Annotated in this window: 27 protein-coding genes; 13 read left to right on the top strand and 14 right to left on the bottom strand. The window is 72.9% G+C overall.

The genetic code is table 11. The features are described 5' to 3' along the window. A complete protein-coding gene (locus G3I78_RS33855; RefSeq protein WP_164431766.1) occupies positions 1-855 on the top strand; it encodes a carbohydrate ABC transporter permease in 855 nt (284 codons plus the stop codon). Next, the gene (locus G3I78_RS33850) at positions 852-2,228 is read left to right on the top strand and encodes a glycoside hydrolase family 32 protein (RefSeq protein ID WP_164431764.1); all 1,377 of its coding nucleotides are present in this window, start codon (positions 852-854) and stop codon (positions 2,226-2,228) included. The genes G3I78_RS33855 and G3I78_RS33850 overlap by 4 nt, the downstream gene beginning before the upstream one ends. A gap of 52 nt (positions 2,229-2,280) precedes the next feature. On the opposite strand, the gene G3I78_RS33845 is transcribed toward G3I78_RS33850, so the two are convergent. Next, positions 2,281-3,342, bottom strand: a complete 1,062-nt coding sequence (locus tag G3I78_RS33845) for a LacI family DNA-binding transcriptional regulator (protein ID WP_164431762.1) — start codon at positions 3,340-3,342, stop codon at positions 2,281-2,283. A gap of 95 nt (positions 3,343-3,437) precedes the next feature. On the opposite strand from G3I78_RS33845, the gene G3I78_RS33840 reads away from it, so the two are divergent. Beyond that, entirely contained in the window at positions 3,438-4,268 is an 831-nt protein-coding gene (locus tag G3I78_RS33840; protein ID WP_164431760.1) for an aldo/keto reductase, read from the top strand. Between the two features lie 190 nt (positions 4,269-4,458). Further along, complete coding sequence (locus G3I78_RS33835; protein WP_164431758.1) at positions 4,459-4,893, top strand: cupin domain-containing protein; 435 nt, start codon at positions 4,459-4,461, stop codon at positions 4,891-4,893. Between the two features lie 9 nt (positions 4,894-4,902). Here G3I78_RS33835 and G3I78_RS33830 read toward each other — a convergent pair whose 3' ends face one another. From G3I78_RS33830 to G3I78_RS33815, 4 genes are all read right to left on the bottom strand, one after another. Next, positions 4,903-7,260: a SpoIIE family protein phosphatase gene (locus G3I78_RS33830; RefSeq protein ID WP_164431756.1), complete on the bottom strand. Its 2,358-nt coding sequence runs from the start codon at positions 7,258-7,260 to the stop codon at positions 4,903-4,905. 64 nt (positions 7,261-7,324) lie between these two features. Further along, positions 7,325-7,792 carry a peroxiredoxin gene (locus G3I78_RS33825; protein WP_164431754.1) on the bottom strand — a complete coding sequence of 156 codons (468 nt, stop codon included), beginning with the start codon at positions 7,790-7,792 and terminating at the stop codon, positions 7,325-7,327. Further along, entirely contained in the window at positions 7,789-8,169 is a 381-nt protein-coding gene (locus G3I78_RS33820) for a MauE/DoxX family redox-associated membrane protein (RefSeq protein WP_164431752.1), read from the bottom strand. Before G3I78_RS33820 ends, G3I78_RS33825 begins: the two co-directional genes overlap by 4 nt. Before the next feature lie 72 nt (positions 8,170-8,241). Further along, complete coding sequence (locus tag G3I78_RS33815) at positions 8,242-8,991, bottom strand: helix-turn-helix transcriptional regulator (protein ID WP_164431750.1); 750 nt, start codon at positions 8,989-8,991, stop codon at positions 8,242-8,244. A gap of 54 nt (positions 8,992-9,045) precedes the next feature. Between G3I78_RS33815 and G3I78_RS33810 the strand changes: the two genes are divergently transcribed. Continuing rightward, on the top strand, positions 9,046-10,206 hold the full coding sequence (locus G3I78_RS33810; RefSeq protein WP_343243919.1) for an MFS transporter: 1,161 nt from the start codon (positions 9,046-9,048) through the stop codon (positions 10,204-10,206). A gap of 3 nt (positions 10,207-10,209) precedes the next feature. Here the strand turns inward: G3I78_RS33810 and G3I78_RS33805 are convergent, their stop codons facing one another. The 7 genes from G3I78_RS33805 to G3I78_RS33775 all read right to left on the bottom strand — a co-directional run bounded on the left by G3I78_RS33805 (position 10,210) and on the right by G3I78_RS33775 (position 16,532). Continuing rightward, positions 10,210-10,749, bottom strand: a complete 540-nt coding sequence (locus tag G3I78_RS33805) for a MarR family transcriptional regulator (protein ID WP_164431746.1) — start codon at positions 10,747-10,749, stop codon at positions 10,210-10,212. Positions 10,750-10,883: 134 nt separating this feature from the next. Further along, complete coding sequence (locus tag G3I78_RS33800; protein WP_164431744.1) at positions 10,884-12,071, bottom strand: FAD-dependent oxidoreductase; 1,188 nt, start codon at positions 12,069-12,071, stop codon at positions 10,884-10,886. Then, entirely contained in the window at positions 12,068-12,262 is a 195-nt protein-coding gene (locus G3I78_RS33795; RefSeq protein WP_164431742.1) for a ferredoxin, read from the bottom strand. The genes G3I78_RS33800 and G3I78_RS33795 overlap by 4 nt, the downstream gene beginning before the upstream one ends. 54 nt (positions 12,263-12,316) lie before the next feature. Further along, complete coding sequence (locus tag G3I78_RS33790; protein WP_164431740.1) at positions 12,317-13,549, bottom strand: cytochrome P450; 1,233 nt, start codon at positions 13,547-13,549, stop codon at positions 12,317-12,319. A 302-nt stretch (positions 13,550-13,851) separates the two neighbouring features. After that, on the bottom strand, positions 13,852-14,571 hold the full coding sequence (locus G3I78_RS33785; protein WP_164431738.1) for a response regulator transcription factor: 720 nt from the start codon (positions 14,569-14,571) through the stop codon (positions 13,852-13,854). 81 nt (positions 14,572-14,652) lie between these two features. Then, positions 14,653-15,309, bottom strand: a complete 657-nt coding sequence (locus G3I78_RS33780) for a TetR/AcrR family transcriptional regulator (protein ID WP_203615877.1) — start codon at positions 15,307-15,309, stop codon at positions 14,653-14,655. 2 nt (positions 15,310-15,311) lie between these two features. Beyond that, positions 15,312-16,532: a cytochrome P450 gene (locus tag G3I78_RS33775; RefSeq protein WP_164431734.1), complete on the bottom strand. Its 1,221-nt coding sequence runs from the start codon at positions 16,530-16,532 to the stop codon at positions 15,312-15,314. 124 nt (positions 16,533-16,656) lie between these two features. On the opposite strand from G3I78_RS33775, the gene G3I78_RS33770 reads away from it, so the two are divergent. From G3I78_RS33770 to G3I78_RS33760, 3 genes are all read left to right on the top strand, one after another. Then, on the top strand, positions 16,657-18,141 hold the full coding sequence (locus G3I78_RS33770; protein WP_164431732.1) for an MFS transporter: 1,485 nt from the start codon (positions 16,657-16,659) through the stop codon (positions 18,139-18,141). 324 nt (positions 18,142-18,465) lie between these two features. After that, entirely contained in the window at positions 18,466-18,747 is a 282-nt protein-coding gene (locus G3I78_RS33765) for a hypothetical protein (RefSeq protein WP_164431730.1), read from the top strand. Beyond that, positions 18,744-19,427 (top strand): response regulator transcription factor, encoded by a 684-nt coding sequence (locus G3I78_RS33760; protein ID WP_164431728.1) that lies wholly within the window; start codon positions 18,744-18,746, stop codon positions 19,425-19,427. The genes G3I78_RS33765 and G3I78_RS33760 overlap by 4 nt, the downstream gene beginning before the upstream one ends. Positions 19,428-19,490: 63 nt before the next feature. On the opposite strand, the gene G3I78_RS33755 is transcribed toward G3I78_RS33760, so the two are convergent. Then, complete coding sequence (locus tag G3I78_RS33755) at positions 19,491-20,192, bottom strand: TetR/AcrR family transcriptional regulator (RefSeq protein WP_164431726.1); 702 nt, start codon at positions 20,190-20,192, stop codon at positions 19,491-19,493. Between the two features lie 114 nt (positions 20,193-20,306). Here G3I78_RS33755 and G3I78_RS33750 point away from each other — a divergent pair, with 114 nt between their 5' ends. From G3I78_RS33750 to G3I78_RS33735, 4 genes are all read left to right on the top strand, one after another. Then, a complete protein-coding gene (locus G3I78_RS33750) occupies positions 20,307-21,056 on the top strand; it encodes an SDR family oxidoreductase (RefSeq protein WP_164431724.1) in 750 nt (249 codons plus the stop codon). A gap of 195 nt (positions 21,057-21,251) precedes the next feature. Further along, a complete protein-coding gene (gene ligD, locus G3I78_RS33745; protein ID WP_164431722.1) occupies positions 21,252-22,232 on the top strand; it encodes a non-homologous end-joining DNA ligase in 981 nt (326 codons plus the stop codon). Positions 22,233-22,363: 131 nt separating this feature from the next. Next, entirely contained in the window at positions 22,364-23,143 is a 780-nt protein-coding gene (locus G3I78_RS33740; RefSeq protein WP_164431720.1) for an NPP1 family protein, read from the top strand. Between the two features lie 101 nt (positions 23,144-23,244). Then, positions 23,245-24,270 (top strand): questin oxidase family protein, encoded by a 1,026-nt coding sequence (locus tag G3I78_RS33735; RefSeq protein ID WP_164431718.1) that lies wholly within the window; start codon positions 23,245-23,247, stop codon positions 24,268-24,270. On the opposite strand, the gene G3I78_RS33730 is transcribed toward G3I78_RS33735, so the two are convergent. Beyond that, positions 24,267-25,256: a winged helix-turn-helix domain-containing protein gene (locus tag G3I78_RS33730; RefSeq protein ID WP_164431716.1), complete on the bottom strand. Its 990-nt coding sequence runs from the start codon at positions 25,254-25,256 to the stop codon at positions 24,267-24,269. The genes G3I78_RS33735 and G3I78_RS33730 overlap by 4 nt on opposite strands. Before the next feature lie 113 nt (positions 25,257-25,369). Here G3I78_RS33730 and G3I78_RS33725 point away from each other — a divergent pair, with 113 nt between their 5' ends. Beyond that, a complete protein-coding gene (locus G3I78_RS33725) occupies positions 25,370-26,569 on the top strand; it encodes an MFS transporter (RefSeq protein ID WP_164431714.1) in 1,200 nt (399 codons plus the stop codon). Positions 26,570-26,596: the final 27 nt, after the last annotated feature.

Genomic DNA, 26,596 nt, shown 5'->3' with positions numbered 1-26,596 from the left:
ATGACCCAAGCGACCTTGACGATGAGCCGTACCCGGCACTCGCTCGCCCCCTGGGCGCGGATCGCCGGACTGACGTTGTGCGCCCTGCTGACGCTGGGCCCGGTCATCTGGACGGTCTCCACGTCCCTGCGCACCCCGGCGGAGTCCTTCGACCTGCCGCCGAAGATCATCCCGACGCATCCGACGGTGGAGTCGTACCGCGGGGTCTTCGACCAGATCGACGTTTGGCTGCTGGCGCTGAACTCGACGCTGGTGACCGCCCTGATCGCGGTCGGCCAGATGATCACGGCCGGTCTCGCGGGCTACGCCTTCGCGCGCCTCGAATTCCGTTTCAAGAAGCCGCTGTTCGGCCTCGTCCTGGCGACCATGATGGTCCCCTTGCAGGTCACGATCGTGCCGGTGTTCCTTGTCCTGAAGTCGATGAGCCTGACCGACACCCTGCTCGGGCTGATCATCCCGGCGTTCCCGACCGCCTTCGGCACCTTCCTGATGCGCCAGTACTTCCTGGGCATGCCCAAGGACCTGGGCGAGGCGGCGATGCTGGACGGCGCGGGACCCTGGCGGACCTTCCGGTCGGTGTACGCGCCGCTCGCCACACCCGGCCTGGCGATCGTCGGCGTGCTGGCCTTCAACTACCACTGGAACGAGTTCTTCCGCCCGCTGATCCTGGAGACCTCCGGCCAGAACTACACCCTCCCACTGGGCCTGGTCTCCCTCCAGGGCAACCTCGGCACCGGCTCCATCTCGGTGGTCCTCGCCGGTGTCGTGCTCTCGATGATCCCCGCCGTCGCCGTCTTCCTCGTCGGCCAGCGCCCTCTCCGCGAGGGCATCACCTCCGCAGGAGTCAACCGTTGAGCCTCGACCCCAACGCCCCGCGTTTCAGGGTCCGTCCGCCCGCCAACTGGGTCAACGACCCCAACGGGCCCTTCCGTTGGCGCGGCCGTCATCACCTCTTCTACCAGTACAACCCGGACGCCCCGGTGCACACGAACGTCCACTGGGGCCACGCCTCCAGCCCCGACCTCGCCCACTGGGACCACCATCCGATCGCCCTCACCCCGACACCCGGCGGCCCGGACGAGGCGGGCTGTTGGTCGGGCTGCGTGGTCGACGACGACGGCGTCCCTACCGCCGTGTACACCGGTGTCGACCGCACCCACACGGGCCTGGGCTCGATCTGCCTCGCGGTGGCGGAGGACGACGACCTCGTGGCGTGGAAGCCGGTCCCGGCCCCGGTGGTGTCCGGTCCGCCGGCCGGCCTGGACGTGACGATGTTCCGCGACCCGTTCGTCTTCCGGTTCGCCGACCGGCGCTGGGCACTGGTCGGCGCCGGGCACGCGGACGGCACACCGTCGGTGCTGGTGTACGACTGCGAGGACCTCTACGACTGGCGGTTCGCCGGAGTCTTCCTGGACGGCCGGGACCCGGTGACGGCAGCGGCGTTCGGCCCGGGACCGACCGGCTGGGAGTGCCCCCAGCTGGCCCGGACACCCGGCGGCGAGTGGGTGCTGGCGCTGGCCCTCTGGGACGGCGACCCCCTGGGCACGGCGTACGTGACGGGCCGCCCGACTCAACTCCCGGGTGGCGAGCTGACGTTCACCTCTCGCCACGCCGACCGCCTCGACCTGGGCCGCGACTTCTACGCCCCCTCCGTCCTCCAGGACACCGAACAGGACCGGGCGCTGCTGTGGGGCTGGTCCTGGGAGGCACGCCCGCAGGAGGAGGTGGACCGGGCGGGCTGGGCGGGGGTCCTGACAGCGCCCCGAGTCGTGGACGTGCACGACGACGGCACCCTCCGCCTCGCACCGGCACCGGAGCTGCAACTCCTGCGCTCCGCCGAGCCGTTGGACCAGGGACCGCTCCCCGACGCCTACGACCTGACGGTGACCGCACCATCACCCGCCACCGTGACCCTGCTCCGGTCCGCGTCAGGCGCTGAACTCACGGTCCGTCTCGACCCCGAAGCGGGCACGGTGACGCTGGACCGGTCCGGGTGGCCCCGGTCGCGGCCCGATGGCGACGGTCCCCTGGTCGCGAGGGTGCCCGAAGGACCGCTGACCGTGCGGGTCCTGGTCGACGGGTCCTTGCTCGAACTCTTCGCCGGGGAACGGGTGATGATCACCGAGCGGGTGTACCGGCGCCCCGGGGACACGGCCGAGCTGACCGTGTCCGGCGCGCTGGTGGAGGCCGAGTGGTGGGCGCTCGGCAGCGGACGGGCGACTCCCTGACGGGAGGTCCTGTCGAGTCTCCGGGCAGGCCGGCGGTGTGACCCGCGAGGCGTCACGCCGTCGGCGCCCCGGCCACCGACCCCCGGCTGATCACCGGGCAGGCGATGCGTCGTACCGTCGCCGGTGGGGTTCGGCCGGTGTCGATGGCGTCCAGGAGGAGCCGTGCCGCCGTCTCTCCCATCTCGCGGTGCGGCAGTGCGACGGTGGTGAGGGGCGGGGACAGGAACTCGGCCATGTGCTCCTGGTCGTCGTAGCCCACCACCGAGAGGTCGTCGGGCACGACGAGGCCGAGGCGGGCCGCGCAGTGCAGGGCGCCCGCCGCGACCCGGTCGTTGTAGCAGAAGAGTCCGGTGGGGCGGTGCTCGGCGGGGACGCCGTCCAGGAGGCGCATGGCGCCCTGGTAGCCGCTGGAGATCTCGCCGCCGGTGCGGACGACCCAGTCCTTGGGCACGGTGATGCCCTCGGCGCGCAGCGCGTCCCGGAAACCCCGTGTCCGCTCCATCGAGGCGATGTCGTCCTGGCCCCCGACCAGCGCGATCCTGCGGTGCCCCTGGTCGAGGAAGAGCCGGGCCGCCGTACGACCGCCCGCCCGCTCGGCGGGGATGACGGACGGCAGGGAGTCGTCGTCGGGCAGGCAGTTGGCGAGCACGGAGTGGGTGCGGTGCAGGCCCTCCGGGACGCGGACGCGGCGCAGGGACATGGCCGCGTAGATGATGCCGTCGACGCGCCGGTCGAGGAGTTCGGCGACGGCCGCGTCCTCCTTGGCGCGGTCGCCGCCGGAGTCGACGGTGAGGACCAGGTGGTCGCTGTCCCAGGCCGTCTCCATGGCACCGCGCAGCAGCCGGCCCGCGAAGGGCGAGGAGGCGATCTCGTCGGTGACCAGGCCGATGACGGCCGTACGGCGGCTGCGCAGGCCGCGGGCGACGGGGTCGGGGCGGTAGCCGAGCTGGGTGGCGGCCTGGCGGATGCGTTCCTGGGTGGCGGGCGAGAGGTTGCCCTCGGCGCGGCCGTTGAAGACGAAGGAGACGGCGGTGTGGGACACGCCGGCGAGCCGGGCGACGTCCCGTGACGTGGGACGCCCCGGTCCCGCCGACCGCTTCTCGGTGCTTCCCATGCCGTCCGCTGCCCTCGTCCCCGCCCGTCCGGTTGATCACTGCTCACCCTATCCGTGAGGCTGGGGGGACGACACAGTCAAGGGAAGGTCCGCAAGTGATCAGCATCCCGACGCACACCCTGAACGACGGTACGACGATCCCCGCCCTCGGCCTCGGCACCTGGCCGATGAACGACGCCGAGGCGGAGCGGGCGGTCGGCACCGCCCTGGAGAGCGGCTACCGGCTCCTCGACACCGCGACGAACTACCGCAACGAGACCGGCGTCGGCCGCGGTGTGACCGGCGGTGGTGTCCCGCGCGAGGAGATCGTCGTGACGACGAAGCTCCCCGGCCGGCATCACGGCTACGAGGAGACCCTGGCGTCCTTCGAGGAGTCCCGCGCCCGTCTCGGCCTGGAGTACGTGGACCTGTATCTGATCCACTGGCCGCTGCCCCGGGTCGACAAGTACGTCGACTCCTGGAAGGCCATGATCAAGCTCCGTGAGGACGGTCTCGTACGGTCGATCGGGGTATCCAACTTCACGCCCGCGCACATCGAGCGGCTGGAGAAGGAGACGGGGGTCCTGCCCTCCGTCAACCAGATCGAGCTGCACCCCTTCTTCCCGCAGGACGAGCTGCGGGCCTACCACGCCGACAAGGGCGTCGTCACCGAGAGCTGGAGCCCGCTGGGCCGGGGCTCGGACCTGCTGGAGGACCCGGCGGTGCGCCGGGTGGCCGAGGCGCACGAGGTCACGCCCGGCCAGGCGATCCTGCGCTGGCACCTCCAGCTCGGCGCCCTGCCGATCCCGAAGTCCGGTGACACCGACCGGCAGCGGGCGAACCTCGACGTGTTCGGCTTCGAGCTGACCGAGGCCGAGGTGGCGGCGATCGGCGACCGCGCCCACCGGCGCCTCGGCGGCGACCCCGAGACGCACGAGGAGTTCTGAGCCCGCGAGGACCCTCGGGGCACGGTGACCCGGCGGGGCACGTCCGGCGCGGACCGGGCGGGCCTCGGGCGGGTCCCGGGTAGTCTCCCGGACCGCAAGATCCGCGGAACACCGCCCAACTCCCCCTACCTGCCTCTATGTTCACTGCGACACGCAGTCGCTCACGCACCCGAGCCAGGAGGCCCTCCGTATGCGCACCGCGCTCCGCACCGCCCTGTCCGGCGCCGTCGTCACCGCCAGCGTCCTCGCGGGCGGCACCGCCCACGCGACCCCGCCGGGCCCCGGTGTGGTCGGCACGCTGATCGCCCAGAAGACCGTGGTCGACACCGACTACGTCCTCAGGGAGATCACCGTCCCGCCGGGCCAGTCCACGGGCTGGCACTACCACGACGGGCCCGTCTACGGGTACGTCAAGCAGGGCACCCTCAGCCACTACCACCCCGACTGCCAGAGCGACGGCGTCTACCCGCAGGGCACGGTCGTACGGGAGCCGGGCGGCCCGGGCGATGTCCATCTCGGCCGCAACGAGGGCACCACGACCCTCGTCCTGGAGGTGCTGTACGTACTGCCGCACGGCTCGCCGTACTCGGAGGACGTGCCGAACCCCGGCTGCTCCTTCGAGTGAGCGCGGTGATCAGAACTCGGGCGGTTCCAGTGACTGCTCGGCCCAGATCGTCTTGCCGGTGCCGGTCTGCCGGCTCCCCCAGCGCTGGGTGAGCTGGGCGACCAGCAGCAGCCCGCGGCCGCCCTCGTCGTAGGCGTGGGCGCGCCGCAGGTGGGGCGAGGTGGAACTGCCGTCGGAGACCTCGCAGATGAGGGTACGGTCGCGGATCAGCCGTAGCTGGATGGGCGGTTCGCCGTAGCGGATGGCGTTGGTGACCAGTTCGCTGACGACGAGTTCGGTGACGAAGGAGGCCTCCTCCAGTCCCCAGGCGGCGAGTTGCTCGGTGGCGGCCTGCCGGGTGGCGGCGACGTGCGCGGGGTCGGGCTCGACGTCCCAGGTGGCGACGCGGTCCGTGCCGAGGGCCCGGGTGCGGGCCAGCAGCAGGGCCACGTCGTCGCCGGGCTCTTCGGGGAGTACGGCCTTCAGGACCGTGTCGCACAGGTCGTCGAGGGTGTCGGTCCTGGCGGTGAGCGCGCGGCACAGTTCGTCGGTGGCGTGGTCGACGTCCCGGTCCCGGTCCTCGATGAGGCCGTCGGTGTAGAGGGCGACGACGGCGCCTTCGGGGAGTTCGATCTCGGTGGCCTCGAAGGGCAGGCCGCCGACGCCGAGCGGGGGTCCGGCGCTCAGCGGGACGAGGCTCGCGGTGCCGTCGGGCAGTACGACCGCGGGCGGCGGGTGGGCCGCGGCGGCCGCGGTGAGGCGGCGGGAGACGGGGTCGTAGACGGCGTAGAGGCAGGTGGCGCCGAGTTCGGCGACCTCTCCCCCCTCGTCGTCGCGGTCGTCGGAGGCGAGGTGGGTGACCAGGTCGTCGAGGTGGGTGAGGAGCTCGTCGGGCGGCAGGTCGACGTCGGCGAGGGTGCGCACGGCGGTGCACAGGCGGCCCATCGTCGCCGAGGACGGGATGCCGTGGCCGACGACGTCCCCGACGACGAGGGCGACACGGCTGCCGGAGAGCGGGATGACGTCGAACCAGTCGCCGCCGATGCCGGCCAGCGATCCGGAGGGCAGATAGCGGTGGGCGACCTCGACGGCGGCCTGTCCGGGCAGTCCGCGGGGCAAGAGGCTGCTCTGGAGGGCCAGGGCGGTGGTGCGCTCGCGGGCGAAGCGGCGGGCGTTGTCGATGCAGACGGCGGCGCGGCTGGCGAGTTCCTCGCCGAGGACGGCGTCGTCGTCGCCGTAGTCGTCGGGGTGGGCGATGCGGACGGCGACCACCACGCCGAGGGTGGTGCCGCGGGCCTTGAGCGGCACCGCGAGCATGGAGTGGACGCCCTTGCGGTAGGTGCGCCCTGCGGGGGCGCGGGCGTTGCGTTCGGCGACCCAGCGCATGAAGTCGGGCTCGCCGGCCTGGCTGACGGCCGCCCGGCCCTCGCGCAGGGCCCGCGCGGGCGGTGAGAACGCGGGGTAGAGGTCGGTCTCGCCGAGGTGGACGGCGGCCTCCGGGGTGCCTTCGTGTCCCGAGCCGTGGGCGACCCGGCGCAGGACGACGTCGCCGTCCAGGACCGTCGGCGGTTCGTCCACTCCGAGGACCCATTCCAGGAGGTCCACGCTGGCGAAGTCGGCGTAGCGGGGCACGAGGAGTCCGACGAGTTCCTCGGCGGTGCGCACCACGTCCAGGGTGGTGCCGATGGCGGCCGCCGCTTCGTTGAGCAGGGCGAGCCGCTGGCGGGCCCAGTACTGGTCGCTGCTGTCGAACGCGGCCAGGGCGACGCCGGTGAGTTCGCCGGTGCCGTCCTCGCGCACGGGCCACATCTCGATGCTCCAGGCGTGCTCGCGGTTGAGGGCGGGCGCGCCCGTGAAGCTCTCGTAGCGGACGGGCATGCCGGTCTCGGCGACCTGGCGGAGGTTGGCCAGGAAGCCCCGGCTGTGCTCGGCGTCCTCGACGGTCCGGGCGAAGAACCGCCCGAGCAGGGCCTCCTCGGAGACGCCCATCACCCGGCAGGCCACGTCGTTGAGGCGCAGGTAGTGCTGGCGGGTGTCGAAGACCGACATGGACATGGAGGCCTGCTGGAAGGCCTGTCCGGCCAGGGTGGACTCGGCGGAGCCGGGCGGGCGGCCGGTCAGCACGTATCCGGCCGGTGTGCCGTCGGCGCCGAGCAGGGGGCACGCCTCCACGAGGAGCGTGAGAGGGGAACCGTCGTGCCGGCGCAGTACGACGGTCCCCTTCAGTGCCGCCACGGCGGACCCCGGCGGGTCCTCGGCGAGCAGTTCCCGTGCCGCCCGTCCCACGACCGCCTCGGCCGTGTGTCCCGTCAGCTGCCGGGCACCCTCGCTCCACCCCGTCACCATGCCGGAGGCATCGGTGGTCGCCGTAGCGGAGACGTGCTCCATATGGTCCAGGATGGTCCCTTTGTCAGACCGCATCAACCGAAACGGTGCAACCGGGTCCCGTCCGTCACTTGTGGCGTGCGCGCAGCGCTTCGAGGGCGCGGTCGGCGTGGGTGTTCATGCGCAGTTCGCTGCGCACGACCTCCAGGACGGTGCGGTCCTCGGCGATGACGAAGGTGACGCGCTTGGTGGGGGCGAGGGAGAAGCCGCGCTTGACGCCGAAGCGTTCGCGTACGGCGCCGTCGGCGTCGGAGAGCAGGGGCATGCCGAGGGTGTGGCGGCCCGCGAACTCCTGCTGGCGCTCGACGGTGTCCCCGCTGATGCCCACGGGCCGGGCGCCGACGGCGGCGAACTCGGCGGCCAGGTCGCGGAAGTGGCAGGCCTCCGCGGTGCAGCCGGCGGTCAGGGCGCCCGGGTAGAAGAAGAGCACGACCGGGCCGTCGGCGAGCAGCTCGGACAGCTTGCGGTCGGTGCCGGTCTCGTCGGGGAGCTGGAAGTCCTCGACGGTGTCGCCGGCCTCTGTCGCCTTGCTCATGCCTGGTCCTCCATGCTCTTCGCGATGCCGCGTGCCCACAGCACGAGCGGCACTTGCAGCGGGAGCCGTCCGAGGGCGGCCGCCTTCTGCGGGGCCGGGCGGTGGCGCCAGTCGACGGCCATCTTGACGTTGGCGGGGAAGACCCCGACGAAGAACGCGGCGCTGGCGAGCGCGGCCGTCCGCCTGGTGCGCGGCAGCGCGAGACCGGCGGCGAGCGCGAGTTCCACGGCACCGCTGGCGTAGGTCCAGGTGCGGGCCTTGCCGGGCAGGGCCCGGGGGACGATCACGTCGAACTGGCGGGGCGCGGCGAAGTGGGCTGCGCCGGCGGTGGCCAGCAGGCCGGCGAGCAGCAGGGGCGAGCGTGGGGACCGTGGCACGGTTCCTCCTCCTGGGGGGCTGCCGCGCACATTACTGGACGGTACACACAGCTCGTACGGCGACCTCCGCCCTTATGGCGAGCGGCGGTTGTGGGTGCCGGGCGTGTAGCCGAAGGAGCGCCGGAAGACGTCGATGAAGGCGCTCGCGGAGGACCAGCCGCAGCGGTGTGCGACGGCCGTGACGGGGACGTCGTCGGCCAGCAGGCGCAGGGCGTGGTAGAGCCGTGACTGGGTGCGCCACTGCGGGAAGGTCATGCCGAACTCGGCGCGGAAGAGCCGGCTGAGGGTGCGCTCGGAGGCTCCGGTGGCGGCGCCCAGCGCGGCCAGGGTGCGCGGGTCGGCGGGGTCGGTGTGGACGAGTGCGCAGACCGCGGCGAGCCGGGGATCGGCGGGGGCGGGCAGCCGCAGGGGCTGCTGGGGCGAGGCACGCAGCTGGTCGCGGAGGACGCCGAGCAGGCGGCGGCGTTCGGGGCTGTCCCGGTCGGGGTCCTGGGTGTAGGCGAGGATCAGCTCGCGCAGGAGTGGGCCCACGGCGAGCACGGTCGGGGCGTCCAGGCCGAGCGGGTTGTCGTCGGCGGGCAGTCCGACGAGGTGCAGGTCGAGGCTGCCGTGGGCGCGGTGGGCGTGGACGGTGCCCGCGGGGACCCAGATGGCCCGGGTGCCGGGCGCGAACCAGGTGCCGGCGTCGGTGGTGACCGCGAGGACGCCGGAGCCCGCGTAGACGATCTGGTGGTCGTCGTGGCGGTGGGCGTCGATCTCCGCGCCCGCGGCCAGGTGGCGGGCGTCGGTGGGTGCCGTGGGCGTATGGCGGATGTTCGGCATCGCTGGGCAGATTATCGGAAGCGGGCCACGGACCGTCCGCGCGAGGCTCGTCGGGTGTCCGAGAAACGTTCCCTCACGCTGTTGTCCCTGGGCCACGCCTGCGTGGACGTGTACCAGGGGGCCGTGGCCGCCCTGGTGCCGTTCTTCGTCACCGAGCGCGCCTACTCCTACGCCGCCGCGTCCGGCGTCGTCCTGGCCGCGTCCCTGCTCTCGTCGGTGGTGCAGCCGCTGTTCGGCGCGCTGACCGACCGGTGGGCGATGCCGTGGCTGCTGCCGCTGAGCGCGCTGACCGCGGGTGGCGGGGTCGCGCTGAGCGGCGTGTTCGACTCCTATCCGCTGACCCTGGCGGCGGTCGCCGTGTCCGGGATCGGGGTCGCGGCCTACCATCCGGAGGCCGCCCGGGCGGCCAGGGCCGTGGCACCCGACGGCAACAGGGGGATGGGGTGGTTCTCGCTCGGCGGCAACATCGGCTTCGCCCTGGCTCCGCTGCTGGTCGCCGCCGTGATCGCCCTGAGCGGCCTGGGCGCCACTCCCCTGCTCGTCGTACCGGCCGTGGCGGGGGCGGGCCTGTGCGCGGCCGCCGTACGCCGGTCCCGGCGCGGCGCGCTCTCCGGCCCCGCGGCCGAAGGCTGCGGGCGTGACGACTGGCCGTCGTTCCTGCGGCTGTCGGGTGCGGTGGTGTGCCGGTCGGTCGTGTTCGTCGGGCTGAGCGCGTTCGTCTCGTCGTACGTCCGTCAGCGCACCGGCGGCGGGGACCTTGCCGGTACGGCGGCGCTGTGTGTGCTGTACGCGGGCGGTGCGGTGGGGACGGTCGCCGGGGGCCGGCTCGCCGACCGGTACGGACGGACGGCGGTGGTGCGGCGGGCGTACGCGCTGACGGTGCTCGCCGTGGCCGGGGTGGTGCTGGTCCCCGGCCCGGCGGTGTACCTGTTCGTCGCCCTGACCTCGGCCGGTCTGTACGTGCCCTTCTCCCTGCACGTCACCCTGGGCCAGGACTACCTGCCCCGGCGGGTGGGCACGGCGAGCGGGGTCACGCTGGGCCTGACGGTGAGCGTCGGCGGGCTGGCCGCACCGGCGCTGGGGGCGCTGGCCGACGCCACGTCGCTGCGGACCGCGCTGGTGCCGCTCGTCGCACTGCCCGCGCTGGGCGCGCTCTTGCTGCGGGGGCTGCGCGAACCCGCCGGACGGGTCGGTCCGCGTCTTCCGGTGCGCTGAGCCTCAGGCGGTCCCGGCCGGCGTCGGCTCCGCGCTCTCGTCGTCGACGGAGTCCTCGCTGGAGTCATCGATGGAGTAGGACAGGAAGTCGTCGACCATGCGGTGGAAGAGCCCGGCGAGCTGGCGCAGCTCCTCGGGAGACCAGTCGGACAGGGCCAGCTGCATGCCCCGGGCACCGGCGTCACGGATGCGGTCGATGGCCTTGCGGCCGGTCTCGGTGAGCTGGATGCGCTGAGCGCGCCGGTCGTCCGGGTCGGGGACGCGGGTGACGTACCCCGACTTCTGGAGCTGCTGGACGGTACGCGTGACGTGCGAGGCCTCCACTCCCAGCCGGTTGGCCAGCTCCCCCGGGCGCATCGGCTCGGTGTCGGCGACCTGCCGCAGCAGCGCCACGGCGGCACGGTCCAGCGGTACCTCGGCCAGCGACATCAGTCGGTCGTGCTGGCGGGCCCGGGTGCTCAGATAGGTGATGCGGGTGAGCGCCCGTTCGATCTCGATGACTTCTTCAGACGCGGGGACGTCGGGGAGCGGCTGTGAGGACATACTCGCGAGTTTACCATCTTGTTGCGTAACTCAAGTAATCTACGGCGGACGTTCAGCGAGCGTACTGCGGACGTACGACATACGGCCGTGGGGGTGCGGCAGCCCGGGTGGGCCGCCGCACCCCCGCCGGGCGATCAGGCCTCGACCGCCGGGACCCCGGTGCGCACGGTGCCGTGCCAGGTCGCTCCGGCTGCGACGGCCTGGCGCCACTGGCGCAGCGCCTTGGGCGGGACGCCCACCGCGAGGGCGCCGCTCACACGGTCGCCGGTGCGGTAGGCGGCGATGAACCGGCGTTCGGCCAAGTCGCCCTCGACGACGGCGACTTCGTCGTGACCGCGCAGGAAGCCGTACGCCTGGATCTTCATGTCGTACTGGTCGGACCAGAAGTACGGCACCGGCGCGAACGGCTTGCGGGCCTCGGGGGCCGCGAGCAGGTTGCGGGCGGCGGCCATGCCCTGTTCGGCCGCGTTGGTGCGGTGCTCGATCCGCATCGACGTGCCGAACAGCGGGTTGTACCAGCGGGCCACGTCACCGGCCGCGTAGACATCCTTCGCCGCCTCGCAGTACTCGTCGCACACCACGCCGTCGCCCAGCGCGAGCCCGCTGCCCTCCAGCCACCGGGTGTTGGGCAGCGAGCCGATGGCCACCAGCACCTCGTCGGCCTCGACGATCCCGCCGTCGGCGAGCCGGACCCCGTCCTCGGTCACCTCGGTCACGGTGACCCCGCAGCGCAGGTCGACGCCCCGGTCCACGTGGGCCGCGGCCAGCATCTGTCCGACCCGGGCGCCGACCGCGTGGGCCAGTGGGACGGCGGCGGGTTCGAGCAGGGTCACGTGGGCGCCGAGCCGCCAGGCCACCGCGGCGGCCTCCGCACCGAGGAAACCGGCGCCCACCACGACCAGCCGCCGCCCGCGAGCCAGCCGCTCCCGCAGCATGAGGGCGTCGTCGAGGGTGCGCAGGACGTGGGCGCCCTCGCCCGGCAGCCGGCGCGGCCGTACCCCGGTCGCGATGACCAGGCCGTCGTACGGCACCTCGGTTCCGTCCGCCAACCGCACGGTGCGGTCGACGAGTTCGAGGCCGGTGGCCGCCACGCCGAGCCGGAGGTCGAGGTCGAGCGCGGTCAGGTCGGCGGAGGTGCGCAGGGCGAGCCGGTCGGGCTCCCACTCCGCGGCCAGGACCTGCTTGGACAACGGCGGCCGGTCGTACGGGAGTTCCGGCTCGTCGCCGACGAGGGTGAGCGTACCGTCGTAGCCCTCCCGCCGGAGCGTCTCGACGGCCGCGAGTCCCGCGGCCGAGGCGCCGACGACGGCGATCCGCCTCACGACCGGACCAGCCGGATGGCGGCGGCCGGGCAGACCGCCACGGCTTCCCGCACGCTCTCGACGAGTTCGTCGCCGACCTCCTCCGCCAGCAGGACCGCGATGCCGTCGTCGTCCTGGTCGAAGACCTCCATGGACGCGACCACGCACTGCCCCGAGGCGACGCACTTGTCGGCTTCCAGCTCCACCTTCATGGGATTCCCCTTGCTTCTCTCGTGGTTCTCGTTCGTTCGTGGGACGGGGAGCCGTCACCAGGCCACCGGCAGTTCGTGGACGCCGTAGATGAACGCGTCGTGCTTGAACCGCACGTCCTCCACGGCGCGGGCGAGCTTCAGGGTGGGGATGCGCCGGTAGAGGGTGCCGTAGACGACCTGGAGCTCCATGCGGGCGAGCGGCTGGCCGAGGCACTGGTGGACGCCGAAGCTGAACGCGACGTGGCGGCGGGCGTCGCGGGTGAGGTCGAGGCGGTCGGGGTCCTCGAAGACCTCGGGGTCGCGGTTGGCGATCTCGTTGACCATGATAAGGCCGTCGCCCGCCTTGACGACCTGTCCGGCGATCTCGATGTCCTCGGTGACCGCGCGGCGGCGCCCCAGGTGGGCGATGTTGAGGTACCGCAGCAGTTCGTCGACCGCGCCCGCGACGAACCGGGGATCGTCGCTCTCGCGCAACAGGGCGAGCTGGTCGGGGTGTTCGAGGAGCGCGGCGGTGCCGAGCGCGATCATGTTCGCGGTGGTCTCGTGGCCCGCGAAGAGCATGAGCAGCGCCATCTCGGTGGCCTGCCGGTGGTCGATCTCACCGGTGGTGACGCGCTCGGCGATGGTCGTGAGCAGGTCGTCCTTCGGTTCGGCGATCCGCTGGGTGATCAGTCCGGCGAGGAAGCCGGCGATCTCCCTGCTCGCCGCGCCGCGCTGTTCGGGGGTGGCCTCGCGGTGGACCATGGTCTTGGTGTTGTCCTGGAAGAACGCGTGGTCGTCGTAGGGGACGCCGAGCAGTTCGCAGATGACCAGGGAGGGCAGCGGCAGGGCGAACGCCTCGACCAGGTCGACCGGGCCGTCGCCGGCCAGCATGTCGTCGATCAGTCCGTCGACGATCCGCTGCACGGCGGGCCTGAGGGCCTCGATCTTCCTGATGGCGAAGGGGGCCGTCACCATCCGGCGCAGCCTGGCGTGTTCGGGGTCGTCCATCATGATGAAGCTGAGCTTGCCCTCGCCGGCCTCGGGGCTGGCCTTGGTCGGGTAGCCGGGGGTGTCGGTGTCGGCGCTGACCCTGGGGTCGCCCAGCAGTTGCTTCTGCTCGGCGTAGCGGGTGACGAGCCAGGGCTCACTGCCGTCCCAGAGGCGCACCTTGACGAGCGGGCCCTCCTCCTGGAGTTTCCGGAGTCCGGGCGGCGGGTCGAAGGGGCATCCGGAGGCGCGCGGCATGGGGAACTCGGGGGCCGTGCCGGGTGCGTCGGCTGTGGGAACGGCCAGGGTGTCGGCCATGGTTCTCCTCGGTGGTGGGGGGGCTCCGTCCAGGGGCGGAGCGCCGGGGCGAAGTGGTCGAGGCCTCGATGAGCACATGCAAACAGACGGGGCTGACGCCATCCCGTCAGTGACCTGACAGGAAGCTGACGTGACCCGGATCACATACAGGATCGATTCGCCAACTGTCCTGCGACGTAAAGGAGTTGTTCGCCCCGGGTGCCACGCATATCGCGCTCCGTCATGAGCGGGCCAGGTCGGGCACCGCGTTTGCAGCAGGAGCCGTCACGCGCCGACAGGGGCCTCACGCGCCGACAGGGCCGTCACGCGTCGGTGTCGGCGCGCCCCAGCCAGTATCCGAAGCCGCGCCGGGTGTGGATCAGGCCGGGGGCGTCCTGGTCGACCTTGCGCCGCAGCCGGGAGACCAGTTGCTCGATCGCGTTGCCGCCGCGGTGGTCGCCCCAGACGTACCGGCCGATCTGCTCCTTGGACAGCACGCGGTGGGCGTTGACCAGGAGGTGCCGCAGCAGCCGGTACTCCGCGGGCGTGAGGTCGAGTGCGCGCGGCCCGCGCCTGGCCTCGCACAGGGTGTCGTCCAGGACGAGGTCGCGATAGGAGAGCGCGCCGCTCCGGGCCGGGTTCGCGCCGGTGCCGCGCAGCAGGATCTGGACCCGGACCAGGATGTCGGCCACCCGGAACGGCTTGGTGACGTAGTCCCGCTCACCCAGGCCGAGTTCGGGCACGATCCGGTCCAGGGAGTCGTAGTCGATCAGCAGCAGGACCGGGGGCCGACGGGCCAAAGCGGGCCTGGTGCGGCCCAGTTCGGACACATCGGGCAGGGTCGCGTCGACGACGGCCAGGTCGAACCGCTCCCGCGCGAGCAGGGCCATCCCGTCGTTCGCGGCAGCGACGGCGACGACCCGGTAGCCCGCCAACTCCAGCGTGGTGGAGAGCAGTTCGGCGACGTCCGGGTCGCCGGCGACGATCAGGAGGCGCTGACCGGCACCGCGGGCGAGTGCCGGTCGCGCGCTGGAGCCGGGCATGGGCAGAACCGTTCGTGGGGGACGCGCTTCGAGGCGCTCCCCCACCCTAGCCTCCTCCTTGCCTGACTCAATCAATGCCCTCTAGGAGCCGGACGCGGGCGTGACCGGAGCGGTCCACATGGCGACCACGACGTCACCGAGCCCGGTGGCGGCGTCGTACCAACTGGCCCGCGGGGTCGGGGTGTTCTCGGCGAGGGCCCGCTCCCGGTCGGCGGACATGTGGACGATCAGATGGCGGGCCATCTCCGCGCGCTCGGCCCGGACGTCGGCGGGCAGTTCGGGCAGACACCGCCGCAGCCCCTCGACGATCACCGGGAGGGACGGCGAGGCCATGGACTCCTCGACCATGATCTGCTGGAGCACCGGGTCGGTCATGACCTGTGCGCAGAACCGGGCGAACCAGGTGGGGCTGCCCAGTGCGGCGAGGTGTTCGGGGACGGGCCGGACCAGGCAGTCCACCCAGTCGCGCACGTCCGCCGAGTCACCGACCCCGGCCAGCAGCCGGGCGCGGATCTCCTCGACCCGGGTGTGGTGCTTGCGGGCGATGGCCCGGACCAGGTCGGCCTTGGTCCCGAAGTGGTAGCCGACGGCGGCGTTGTTGCCCTGGCCCGCGGCCTCGCTGACCTGACGGTTGGAGACCGCGAGCACACCGCGCTCGGCGAAGAGCCGCTCGGCCGCGGTCAGGATCAGCTCCCGGGTCGCGCTGACCTGCTCCTCGCGTACCGTCCTGCCCGCCATGCTCACCACCGCACCGGGACTTCACTGAGCCCTCCGACGGCCAGTCCCTCGAGCCGCCTGAGGTCCGCCGCCGGTGCGGCGAGTTCCAGGGACGGAAGCCTACGCAACAGCACGTCGAGGACGGTGCGCAGCACCGCGCGGGCCAGCGACTGGCCCAGACAGGAGCGGGCTCCGGCGCCGAACGCCAGATGCGGGTTGGGGCTGCGGTCGAGCGTCATCTCGGCGGCGCAGGCGAAGGCGCTCTCGTCGCGGTTCGCGGCCGCCGCGTCGCACAGCACTGTGGTGCCCGGGGGCAGCAGGGTGCCGGCGATCTCGGCCCCGTCGGCGAGGTAGCGCGGCATGCCGAGGCCGGGCTCGGCGTCGAAGCGCAGCACCTCCTCGACGGCGCTCGGCACCAGGGAGCGGTCGGCGAGGAGCCGCTCCCAGTGGCGCCGGTCGGCGAGCAGGAGGGCGACCATCTTCGCGATGACGTTCATGGTGGTCTCGTGTCCCGCGACCAGCAGGGCCTGGCCGGTGAAGACGACATCCCGCTCGGACAGCCGGCGGCCGTCGCCGTCCCGGGTGGTGACGAGCGCGCCGAGCAGGTCGTCGGTGGGTTCCTCCTGACGGGCGTGGACCTGTGCCCCGAGGTAGTCGACGAAGTCGTCCTGGGCGCAGTCGTACTCCTCCTGGGTGCAGCGGGTCAGGTTGAGGAGGGTGTCGGACCAGCGGGCGAAGCGGTCGTGGTCGGCGGCGGGGACGCCGAGCAGCTCGCACATGACCCACACCGGAAGCGGGAAGGCCAGCCGGGCCCGCAGGTCGGCGGGCGGGCCGTACGCCACCATGTCCTCGACGAGCCGCTCGGTCCTCGCCTCGATGCGGGGTGTCAGGGCGGCCACGCGTTCGGCGGTGAGCCACCGTCCCACCAGCCGCCGCCAGCGCCGGTGGGCCTCGCCGCCGTCGGGGAGGGCGGCCGCCATGTCGCTGCCGAAGACCCCGCCGGACTCGTGGTCGGCGATGCGGGCGGCGTCGTGCGCGGTCAGCCGGCGGCTGTAGCGGCCGTCGGCGAGCACCTGGCGTACGTCCTCGTAGCGGGTCAGCAGGGCCGCCTCGTCGCCGCTGGGCAGGGTCACCCGGGCGACGGGGCACTTCTGCCGCAGGGCGGCCCATTCCTCGGGGGGTTCCAGCACCGGCCCGCGGCGCAGGGGGTAGGCAAGTGACGGTTGGCGCTCGCTCCAGGACATGGGTCCTCCTCGGCTCCGGCGATCGCTGCACGGTCAGGACATCCGGGCCCAGTAAGCTAAGTCAAGCACCTGACTTAACTTCGGCCGAGTTCCCGGCCCCGCTCCCCGTCCTGGAGGCTCCTTCATGTCCGACGCTCCCGCCAGATCCGCCGACGCGGGCACCGCGGCCCCGCCCCGGCCGAACGCCGTGGTGGCGGTGCTGGCCTTCGCCGGAATCGTCGTCTCGCTGATGCAGACCCTGGTCATCCCGATCGTGCCGGAACTGCCGAAGCTGCTGGACGCCCCGGCCTCGGACACCGCCTGGGCGGTCACGGCGACCCTGCTCGCGGCGGCCGTGGCCACCCCGGTCGTCGGACGTCTCGGGGACATGTTCGGCAAGCGCCGGATGCTGCTGGTCAGCGGTGTGATGCTGGTGCTCGGATCGGTGGTCTGCGGGCTCAGCGACGCGCTGGTCCCGATGATCGTGGGCCGTGCCCTGCAGGGTCTGTCCTCGGGTGTCATCCCGCTCGGCATCAGCATCATGCGCGACGAGCTGCCCGCCGAGCGGCTGGCCGGGGCCACCGCGCTGATGAGTGCCTCCCTCGGGGTCGGCGGCGCCCTCGGTCTGCCGACCGCCGCGCTGATCGCGGACAACTTCGACTGGCACGTCCTGTTCTGGGCCTCGGCCGCGATGGGCGCGATAGCCGTCGCCCTGGTGATGGCGTTCGTGCCGGAGTCCCGGGTGCGCACCGGCGGCCGGTTCGACGCAATCGGCGCGGTCGGCATGGCCGTGGGCCTGGTCTCGCTCCTGCTGGCCGTCTCGAAGGGCGCCGACTGGGGCTGGACCAGCGGCACCACGCTCGGTCTGTTCGCCGCGGCCGTGATCGTCCTGCTGGCCTGGGGCTTCTTCGAACTGCGCACCGAGCAGCCGCTGGTGGACCTGCGCACCACCGCCCGCCGCCAGGTGCTGTTCACCAACCTCGCGTCGATCGCGATCGGCTTCTCGATGTTCGCGATGTCCCTGGTCCTGCCGCAGCTGCTCCAGCTGCCCACTCAGACGGGTTACGGCCTGGGCAAGTCCTTGCTGACCGCCGGTCTGGTCATGGCCCCCTCCGGTCTGGTGATGATGGCCCTGGCACCGGTCTCGGCGGCGGTCTCCAAGGCCAAGGGCCCGAAGGTGACGCTGATGATCGGCGCGCTGATCGTGGCCGCGGGCTACGGCCTGAACATCGTGCTGATGTCCGAGGTCTGGCACCTGGTGCTGGTCTCCTGCGTGATCGGCGCCGGCATCGGGTTCACGTACGGCTCCATGCCCGCGCTCATCATGGGTGCCGTGCCCGCCTCGGAGACGGCGGCCGCGAACAGCCTCAACACCCTGATGCGGTCCATCGGTACGTCCACGGCGAGTGCCCTCGCGGGTGTCGTGCTGGCCCAGATGACCATCGACCTCGGCGGTTACGCGCTGCCGTCCGAGAACGGCTTCAAGACCGTCATGGCGATCGGCGCGGGTGCCGCGCTGCTCGCCTTCGCCATCGCCTCCTTCATCCCGCGTCCACGCGCCGCCGTGGCCGAGCCCGGCCCGGCGCCGGTCGCCGCGGGGACGGCGGCGGGGACACCTTCGGGACGCTGACACTCCCGCCCGACGGCCGCCGCTCCGTCGCCGGGCCCGCCTGACGGTCGCCCTCCCACCGGGCGCCCCGCCACCGGGCCCGTCCGGGCGGCGGCCGTCGGCGTTCGTGTCCTGCCCGGGGATGACCCGGACCCAGCCGTGTACTGCGTCCCGAGTAGCGGCGATTGTCGGCAGCCGTACGACGACGAGCGCACCCGGCACCCGGAAGACTGGGGAGGCGGCCGGGCCCGGACCCGGGCGGCGGCACCGCTCCGCCGGGACCGGTGCGGCGGCCGACCTGGCGGGCATCGGCCACCATGGTTCCAGGACACGACCGGAGACCCGATGAGCATCCCCTTGCGGCGCTACGCCGACGACCACGTCCGTACGGTCGTCGCGCTGACGTCCGCGCTGCGGTTGCCGGAGCTCGCGTCGGGCGGCTCCGGGTCCGGGGGCTCGGGGTCCGGCGGGTTCACGTCCGGTGGCTTCACGTCCGGTGGCTTCGTGTCCGGTGGCTTCGTGTCCGCCGGCGAGGGCCATCCCGGCTCCGGCCGGCCGGGCGTGGCGGGCCGACCCTCGCTGCGCCGGTCCCCCACCGCTCCGGAACGTCAAGAACGGACCCCATGACCATCCGCGTACTCCTCGCCGACGACCAGGCCCTGCTGCGGGCCACCTTCCGGATCCTCATCGACTCCTGTGAGGACATGGAGGTGGTCGCGGAGGCCACCGACGGTGCCGAGGCGGTCGACCTCGCCCGGCTGCACCGGCCGGACGTCATCCTGATGGACATCCGGATGCCGGGCACCGACGGCCTGACCGCCACGTCGGTGATCTGCGCGGACGTGGAGCTGACCGACACACGGGTACTGATCCTGACCACGTTCGAGATCGACGAGTACGTCGCTCAGGCGCTGCGGTCCGGAGCCAGCGGTTTCCTCGGCAAGGACGTCACCGCCGAGGCCCTGCTGTCCGGCATCAGGACCGTGGCCTCCGGTGACTCCCTGCTCTCCCCCGGCGCGACCCGCACCCTGATCACCCGGTTCCTGGCTACTCCGGGACTGGGGACCCGGCTCGCCTCCTCCGACGACCTCACCGGTCTCACCAGCCGGGAGCGCGAGGTGATGGCCTGGGTGGCCGAGGGGCACTCCAACGAGGAGATCGCGGAGAAGCTCTTCGTCAGCCCGCTGACCGTCCGCACCCACGTCCATCGCGCGATGACGAAGCTGGGCGCCCGGGACCGCGCCCAGCTCGTCGTCATGGCGTACCAGTCGGGCCTGGTGCAGGCGCTGCCGCCGGACGGCCGCTGACGCCTCAGCTGACGCCCAGGTGACGTCTGGACGGTCGGTGACGCCGCAACGGCCGGTTTCGTCTCAGCGGTCGGTGAGCTTCTCCAGCCACTGCTGGAGCAGGGCCGACTCGGCAGGCGTGAACGTCGGCGGCAGGTCGGCGCGCAGCCTGGCTGCCAGCGTGGCGGCCGCGACGGGCACGGAACTCCCCTCACGCGCTGCACCGGCGTCCTCGGCGGTGCCGGCGGGCCGGGTCACCGAGTCCAGCACCGCGTCCCGCAGCCGCTGCGAGTACTTCGCGTCGGCGTACTGCTCGGGTCTGGTGAGCGCGGACAGCGCCGCCCCGACGTTGGCGGACATGATCATCTGGGTGGCGAGCGCGGGCGGCACGGTGAGGCGCCCCTCGGCCGCGCAGCGCTCCAGGATGCCGTGCAGCAGGTCGTGCGCCTCCTGGGCGGCGGCCGGGGGCACGGTCAGCTCGGGCGAGTACATCAGGCGGTAGTGGTGGGGGTGCTCCAGCGCGAACCGCATATGGGTGTCCCAGCCGCTCCGCAGATCCGCCACCGGGTCCTCGCCGGGGCGTGCCGCCCGCTTGGACGCGAGGTACTGCTCGAACCCCCGGTCGACCACGGCGGCCAGCAGCCCGGCCTTGTCGCCGAAGAGCCGGTAGAGCATCGGCGCCCCCACCCCGGCCTTCTCGCACACCGCGCGCGTGGAGACATCGGCGGCCGACGCACCCGCCAGCAGCTCGGTGGCCGCCTCCAGGATCTTTTCCCTCGCATCCATGCCCCCACGGTACGACATTCGTAGCGACGATACGAGCCAGGGGTTATCGTCGCTACGATTCTATGTTATCGTCGATACGAATCAGCCGTAGCAGCGCTAACAAAGGATGCAGTCATGACCACTCAGCCCAGGACGGACCGGCGTGTCGCGATCGTGACCGGCGGCTCGCGCGGCATCGGACGGCAGATCGCCGAGCGGCTCGCCGCCGACGGGTTCGCGGTCGTCGTCGGGTACGCGGGCAACAAGGAGGCGGCCGACGAGACCGTGCGCGCCGTCGAGGAGGCCGGCGGCACCGCGTACGCCGCCCGCGCGGACGTCGCCGACGAGACCGAGGTGGCCGCCCTGTTCGACCTGGCGGAGGCCACGTACGGCGGTGTCGACGTGGTGGTGCACTCCGCGGGCCGGATGCCGTTGTCCCCGATCGCGGATCTGGACCTCGGCGATCTCGACGCGCTGTACCGCACCAACATCCGCGGCACCTTCGTCGTCGACCAGCAGGCCGCGCGCCGGCTGCGCCCGGGGGGCGCCCTCGTCAACCTCTCCAGTTCGGTCGTCGGGCTGGCCTTCCCCGGCTACGGTGCCTACGCGGCCAGCAAGGGCGCGGTCGAGGCCGTCACCCTGATCCTCGCCCGGGAGTTGCGCGGTCGCGACGTCACCGTCAACGCCGTCGCCCCCGGCCCCACCGCCACCGACCTGTTCCTCGACGGCAAGGACGAGGAGACGGTCGCCCGCCTGGCCGCACAGCCTCCGCTGGAGCGCCTGGGGACGCCCCAGGACATCGCCAACGTGGTGGCGTTCCTGGTGAGCCCGGCCGGTCACTGGGTCAACGGGCAGGTGCTGCGGGCGAACGGAGGGATCGTCTGAGGCCGGGCCGCCCCAGGGGGCCGTCCGCCCGCGAGGGCGCCCCGCCGCCGCACCGACTCATGTCGGACCACCTCCGCCCCCCTCCGCCCCTCTCCCCCGCCGCACGCCGCCTGACGGCCCTTCACCCGCCGCCCGTTCAGGGGAAACCCGCACTCGCGACGCGTGGCGGTAGATACCCGTGTCGACAACTGACCCGTGACGCTCCCCTCGATCCGCCCCATGCTGGCCACGCCCGGCACGCTGCCGCCCGCCTCGCAGGACGCGCGCTGGGCCTATGAGACCAAGCAGGACGGCCAGCGGGTGGTGGTCTCCCTCACCGGGGACGGCGATGTCGTGCTGCGCGCCAGGTCCGGGGAGGAGATCACCGGTGCCTATCCGGAGCTGCGTGAGCTGGGCGCGGTGCTCGGGCCTCTGCCCGCGGTGCTGGACGGGGAGATCCTGGCGCTGGACGAACAGGGGCGCGCGGACTTCCAGTTGCTGCAACCGCGCATGGGGCTGGCCCACGCGCCCGGCAGGGCGGCGCGTCGGGCGGCCGAGGCGCCCGTACACCTCGTGCTGTTCGACCTGATGCACCTGGGCAGCCACTCCCTCCTCCGCCTTCCCTACGCACAGCGGCGCCTTCAGCTGGAGGACCTGGAGCTCACCGGTCCGCACTGGTCGACGCCCGCCGCGCTGGTCGGTCATGGCGAGCAGGCGCTGCGGGCGACCCGTGAGCACGGTCTGGAGGGCCTGGTCTGCAAGCGGCTCGACTCGGTGTACGAGCCGGGGGTGCGGTCCCGGTCCTGGATCAAGATCCGCAACCTGCGCAGCGAGGACGTCGTCGTGGGCGGCTGGCTGCCGGGCAAGGGACGGCTCACGGGCCTGCCCGGCGCGGTGCTCGTGGGGCAGCGGGCCGGAGAGCGGCTGCGGTACATCGGCAATGTGGGCACCGGCTGGAGCGAGCCGGAGCGGGCCGAACTCGCCGTGCTGCTGGCCGCGTTGACGGCGGAGTCGTGCCCGTTCGACCCGGTCCCGGCGGTCCCGCGGGCGCGCTGGGTGCTGCCCCGGCTGGTGGGCGAGGTCCGCTACAGCACCCGCACCCGGGCGGGGTTGCTGCGTCAGCCGTCGTGGCTGCGGCTGCGCCCGGACCTCGCGCCGGAGGAGTCCTCTGCCGAACTCCCCGACACGCCCCCATGATCCGAATATTGGGCGACCCGTAACCGGAGTGACGCCTTCAACCTCTTGGCGCGGACATGAAAAGCGGGGAAGCTGAACTCCCCAGTAACCCCACAGCCGTTGGGCTGCGCCCGGACCACGAGGAGGACGCAGTGTCGTCACCGTCGTTCAAGAAGCACCGCGCGAGATGGTTCACCGGCCTTGCCGGCGCCGCCGCGCTCGTCGTGGCCTTCCCCTCGGCCGCGTTCGCCGCCCCGCCCGCCGCGCTGCCCAGCAACGCCGAGACCGCCGAGTACACCTACCAGCCGGCCTTCGACTACGACACGGACGGCTGCTACTCGTCGACCGCCATCGGCCCCGACGGCACCATCAACGGCGGTCTGAAGCCGACGGGTTCGCTCAGCGGCGACTGCCACGACCTCTCGGACCTGGACAACACCAACACGTACTCGCGCTACAAGTGCAACAACGGCTGGTGCGCGTACATGTACGGCCTGTACTTCGAGAAGGACCAGGCCCTCGCGAACAGCAGCATCGGCGGGCACCGGCACGACTGGGAGCACGTCGTGATCTGGGTGCAGAACGGCGCGGTCCAGTACGTGTCGACGTCCAACCACGGCTCGTTCACCGTGAGCGCCGCCTCCGCCGTCCGCTTCGACGGCACGCACGCCAAGATCGTGTACCACAAGGACGGCATCAGCACGCACTGCTTCCGGCTGGCGAACTCCAACGACGAGCCGCCGGAGAACGCCAAGGGCACCTGGCAGTACCCGCCGCTGGTCGGCTGGAACGGCTACCCGTCGACGGCTCTGCGCGACAAGCTGAGCGCGTACGACTTCGGCAGCGCCAACTTCGGCCTCAAGGACGCGAACTTCGCGGCCCACCTGACGTCGGCGAAGCCCTCGGGGATCTCCTTCGACCCCAACGCCTGACCCGGCACAGTGATCGGGCGCGGGACCTAGGACCCAGGTACCCGCGGCTTCCGCCCCGCGCCCGATCCAGGCCGGCCGGTGTCCGGCATAGCGTCCTGTGCATGGACACGACCGACACGAGCGAGACGAGCGGGTACCTCGAAGAGGCCCTGGAACGCGTCCACGCGTCCGGCCCGGAGCACGAGGGCTGGCTCACCAACCACGCGCCCATGGTCGTCGAGGCGCTCGCCACACATGGGCGGGCGGGCTCGGTGCACCGGTGGCTGGACCTCTACCAGGACCGCCTCGAGGACTTCCCCGACCGCACGGAGCCCGTCACGGACGACAACTGGCGCTCGGCACTGGGCGATCCGCGCCGCATCGCGGACTGGACGGACCATTTCTCCCGCACCCTCGGCGAGCGGCCCTGGCGGGACGTCCTCGCCGTATGGTGGCCGCGGCTGCTGCCGGGCCTGTACGGCGGGGCCACGCACACGGTGATCCGGGTGGGCCACGCCGTCCGCGCCCTGGAGGCCGAGGAGAACGCGCCCCGGGTCACCGAACTCGCCCACGCGCTGGGCTACTGGGCGGCCCGGCACCAGCCCGTGACCGGCCTCGTGGCGCTGCCGGGCGCGCCGAGCGCGGCGGGGGCCCTGGACGCCGTACCCGCGATCGGGCCGGGGCACCTGGGGTTCCGGAACCGTCTGGCGGCCGTACGGCGACTGCCCGTCTGGGCCGACGAGGTGACCGACCCGGATCTCGCGAAGGAGCGGCTGACCGAGCTCGTCCGCGCCGCCACCCACCGCTACGCCACGCACGGGCACGGTGAGCCGACCATGCTCGTCCACGCGGCGACCGCCCCCAACGCCGTGCTGCGGGCGCTGGATTCGCTCCCCCGCGACCTGTGGGCGCCGAGCCTGCACGCGGCCTGGTCGGCGTCGGCCGCGGTCACCGCGATGTACGCGCCGGTGGAGGCCGTCGCCTACGCACCGCCCGCGCGCCTCGCTCCCGAGGAGGTCGTGGAGCGTGCCCTCGCCCACGGCGACGAGCATGTCATCAAGCTGACCGACACGGCCCTGGACGTCGGTGACGAGCAGGCCCTGGCGGCAGCCTTGCGCTCGGTCGAGCTCAGCGAACCGCTGGTCTAGGCGCCGGAGACCAGCGCGTCGCCCAGCGGGGTCCGCCCGTACAGCACATGGTGGCCCTGCCTGCGTGAGCCGAGCAGCCCGGCCTCGCGCAGGACCGCCAGATGGGCCGAGACGGTCGACGGGGCGAGGCCGTGGCGGCGGGCCAGGCCGGTCGTGGAGGCGGGGTCGTCGAGTCCGGCCAGGAGCGCGGCGCGCTGCCTCCCGAGCAGCCGGGCCAGGGCCTCCGGCGGGCGCGGCACCTCGTCGTCGTGGAGTCCGCGCATCCCGCGCGCGGGATAGATGACCGTCGGCTGCCAGGGGCGGGCGAAGCCGCTCACCACGTCCGGCCAGACGAACACGCTCGGCATCAGCAACACGCCCCGCCCGTCGGCGAGTTGGGCGTCCGCCATGTCGCCGCGCACGGGGAGGGTGAGGCTGCCGTCGGCCCAGTCGACGTCGGGGTGCAGTCCGGTGAACAGGGCGTCCAGGCCCGCGTCCGCGACCTGCCGGGAGCGGTGCGCGATGTCGGCCTCCAGCACGGCCCGGTGGCGCCGCCAGTCCGGGGCGACCAGCGCCCGCCAGGCCTGTTCGGTGAGGTCGGCGAGGCGTCGTACGGTCGCGGCCGGGTCGTCCAGGGCGGCCCGGCCGCGCGGCGACTCCGCGAGCCCCGGCGCGCAGGCCAGCGAGCGGGTCATCTCGGCGTGGGCGAGGGCCGGATCGGTGGCGCGCACTCGGGCCAGTTCGTCCTCGAAGCGGGGATTCGGATGCTCGGGCGGCGGGCCCAGGAAGTCCGGTGTGTAGCCCCCGGACGGACGGATGAACAGCCACAGCGGGGACAGGTCGAGCCCGGTGACGGCGGGTGCCGTACGCCGTAGCCAGGCCCGGTGGTAGCCGTGCCCGGCGGGTCGGCGCAGCATGCGCAGCGCCTCGTGGGTCTGGCAGAGCGGGGAGACGGCGAACCGGCTCCGTCTGAGGTCGTCGTTCCCGAGGCGCAGGGTCAGCGGCACGGCGTAACTCCCTGGCGGCGAGGGGGGATTCGTCCTGGACCGAAAGAGTAGAGCCGTACGCCGCGCCGCAGCACGCTGGCCGTCCCTCTTCACCTCCCCCGGAAGGCAGTCGGATGGACAGCGCGTCTCCGGCCCCCTGGCGCAGGGCCACCGTCGTCGCGGCGCTGATGCTGGCGGCGTTCACCTTCAACACCACCGAGAACCTCCCCGTGGGCCTGCTGCCCCTGATGGCGGACGACCTGCGGGTCTCCCTCGCGGCGGTGGGCGCGCTGGTCACGGGCTACGGCCTGACGGTCGCCGTCGGTTCGCTGCCGCTCGCCCACACCACCCGGTCGGTGCCGCGCCGGTATCTGATGACCGGCCTCCTCGCGGTGCTCGCGGTGGCCAGCTGGCTCTCGGCGCTCACCGCGGTGTCGTACGGCCTGCTGCTGGCCGCCCGGGTGGCGACGGCACTCGCGCAGGCGCTGTTCTGGGCGGTGATGGGGCCGGTCGCGGTAGGGCTGTTCCCGCCTCGGCGGCGGGGCCGGATCATCGGGCTGCTGTCGGTCGGCGGTTCGCTGGCCACGGTGGCCGGGGTGCCGGCGGGCACCTGGCTGGGCGGGCACAGCGGCTGGCGGGTGCCGTTCGCGGTGCTCGGCGCGCTCGCCGTGGTGGCGCTGGTCGCGGTGGCCGTGCTGCTGCCGACCTCGCGCCCGCAGGAGAGTCACTCGGCGTACGGCGCCGCCCCCGACCGGCGCCGGTTCCTGGTCGTGCTGGCCACCACGGCGCTGTCGGTGACGGGGGCGTTCACCGGGTTCACGTACATCACGGCCTTCCTGGACGAGGTGAGCGGTTTCGGCCGGGACGCGGTGAGCGCCGTGCTGCTGGCGTTCGGCGCGGCGGGCCTGGCCGGGGTCACGGTGGCCGGTCCGCTCCTCGACCGGTGTCCGCGGGCCACGCTGGCCGTGCCGGTGGCGGGACAGGCCGCGGCCCTGCTCGGGCTGTACGCGGGCGGGAGCAGTCAGGTGGCGACCGTCGTGCTGCTGATGCTGCTCGGGGCCTCGGTGGGGCCGGTGTTCATGGCGACGCAGAGCCAGGTGCTGCTGGTCGCTCCGGGGCGGACCGAGACGGCTCTGGCCGCCAACTCGGCGGCGTTCAACGTGGGCGTGGCCGCCGGTGCCCTGCTCGGGGGTGCGCTGCTGCCGTCGGCCGGGACGCGCGGCGCGTTTCTGGCAGGGGGGCTCCTGACTGTAGGGGCCCTGGTGGTGCTGGCGCGGCCGAACCCGCAAGACCCCCCTCAGAAGTCCCGCGACTCCGTGAGCGTCGAACACTGACCTGCCGCAGGGTCTATCGTGTCCCGC

It is taken from the genome of Streptomyces sp. SID13726, assembly GCF_010548375.1.
In the GTDB taxonomy this organism is placed as follows: domain Bacteria; phylum Actinomycetota; class Actinomycetes; order Streptomycetales; family Streptomycetaceae; genus Streptomyces.
Note: the sequence above shows the minus strand (reverse complement) of the source record. Positions and strands in the feature narration are given on the sequence as shown.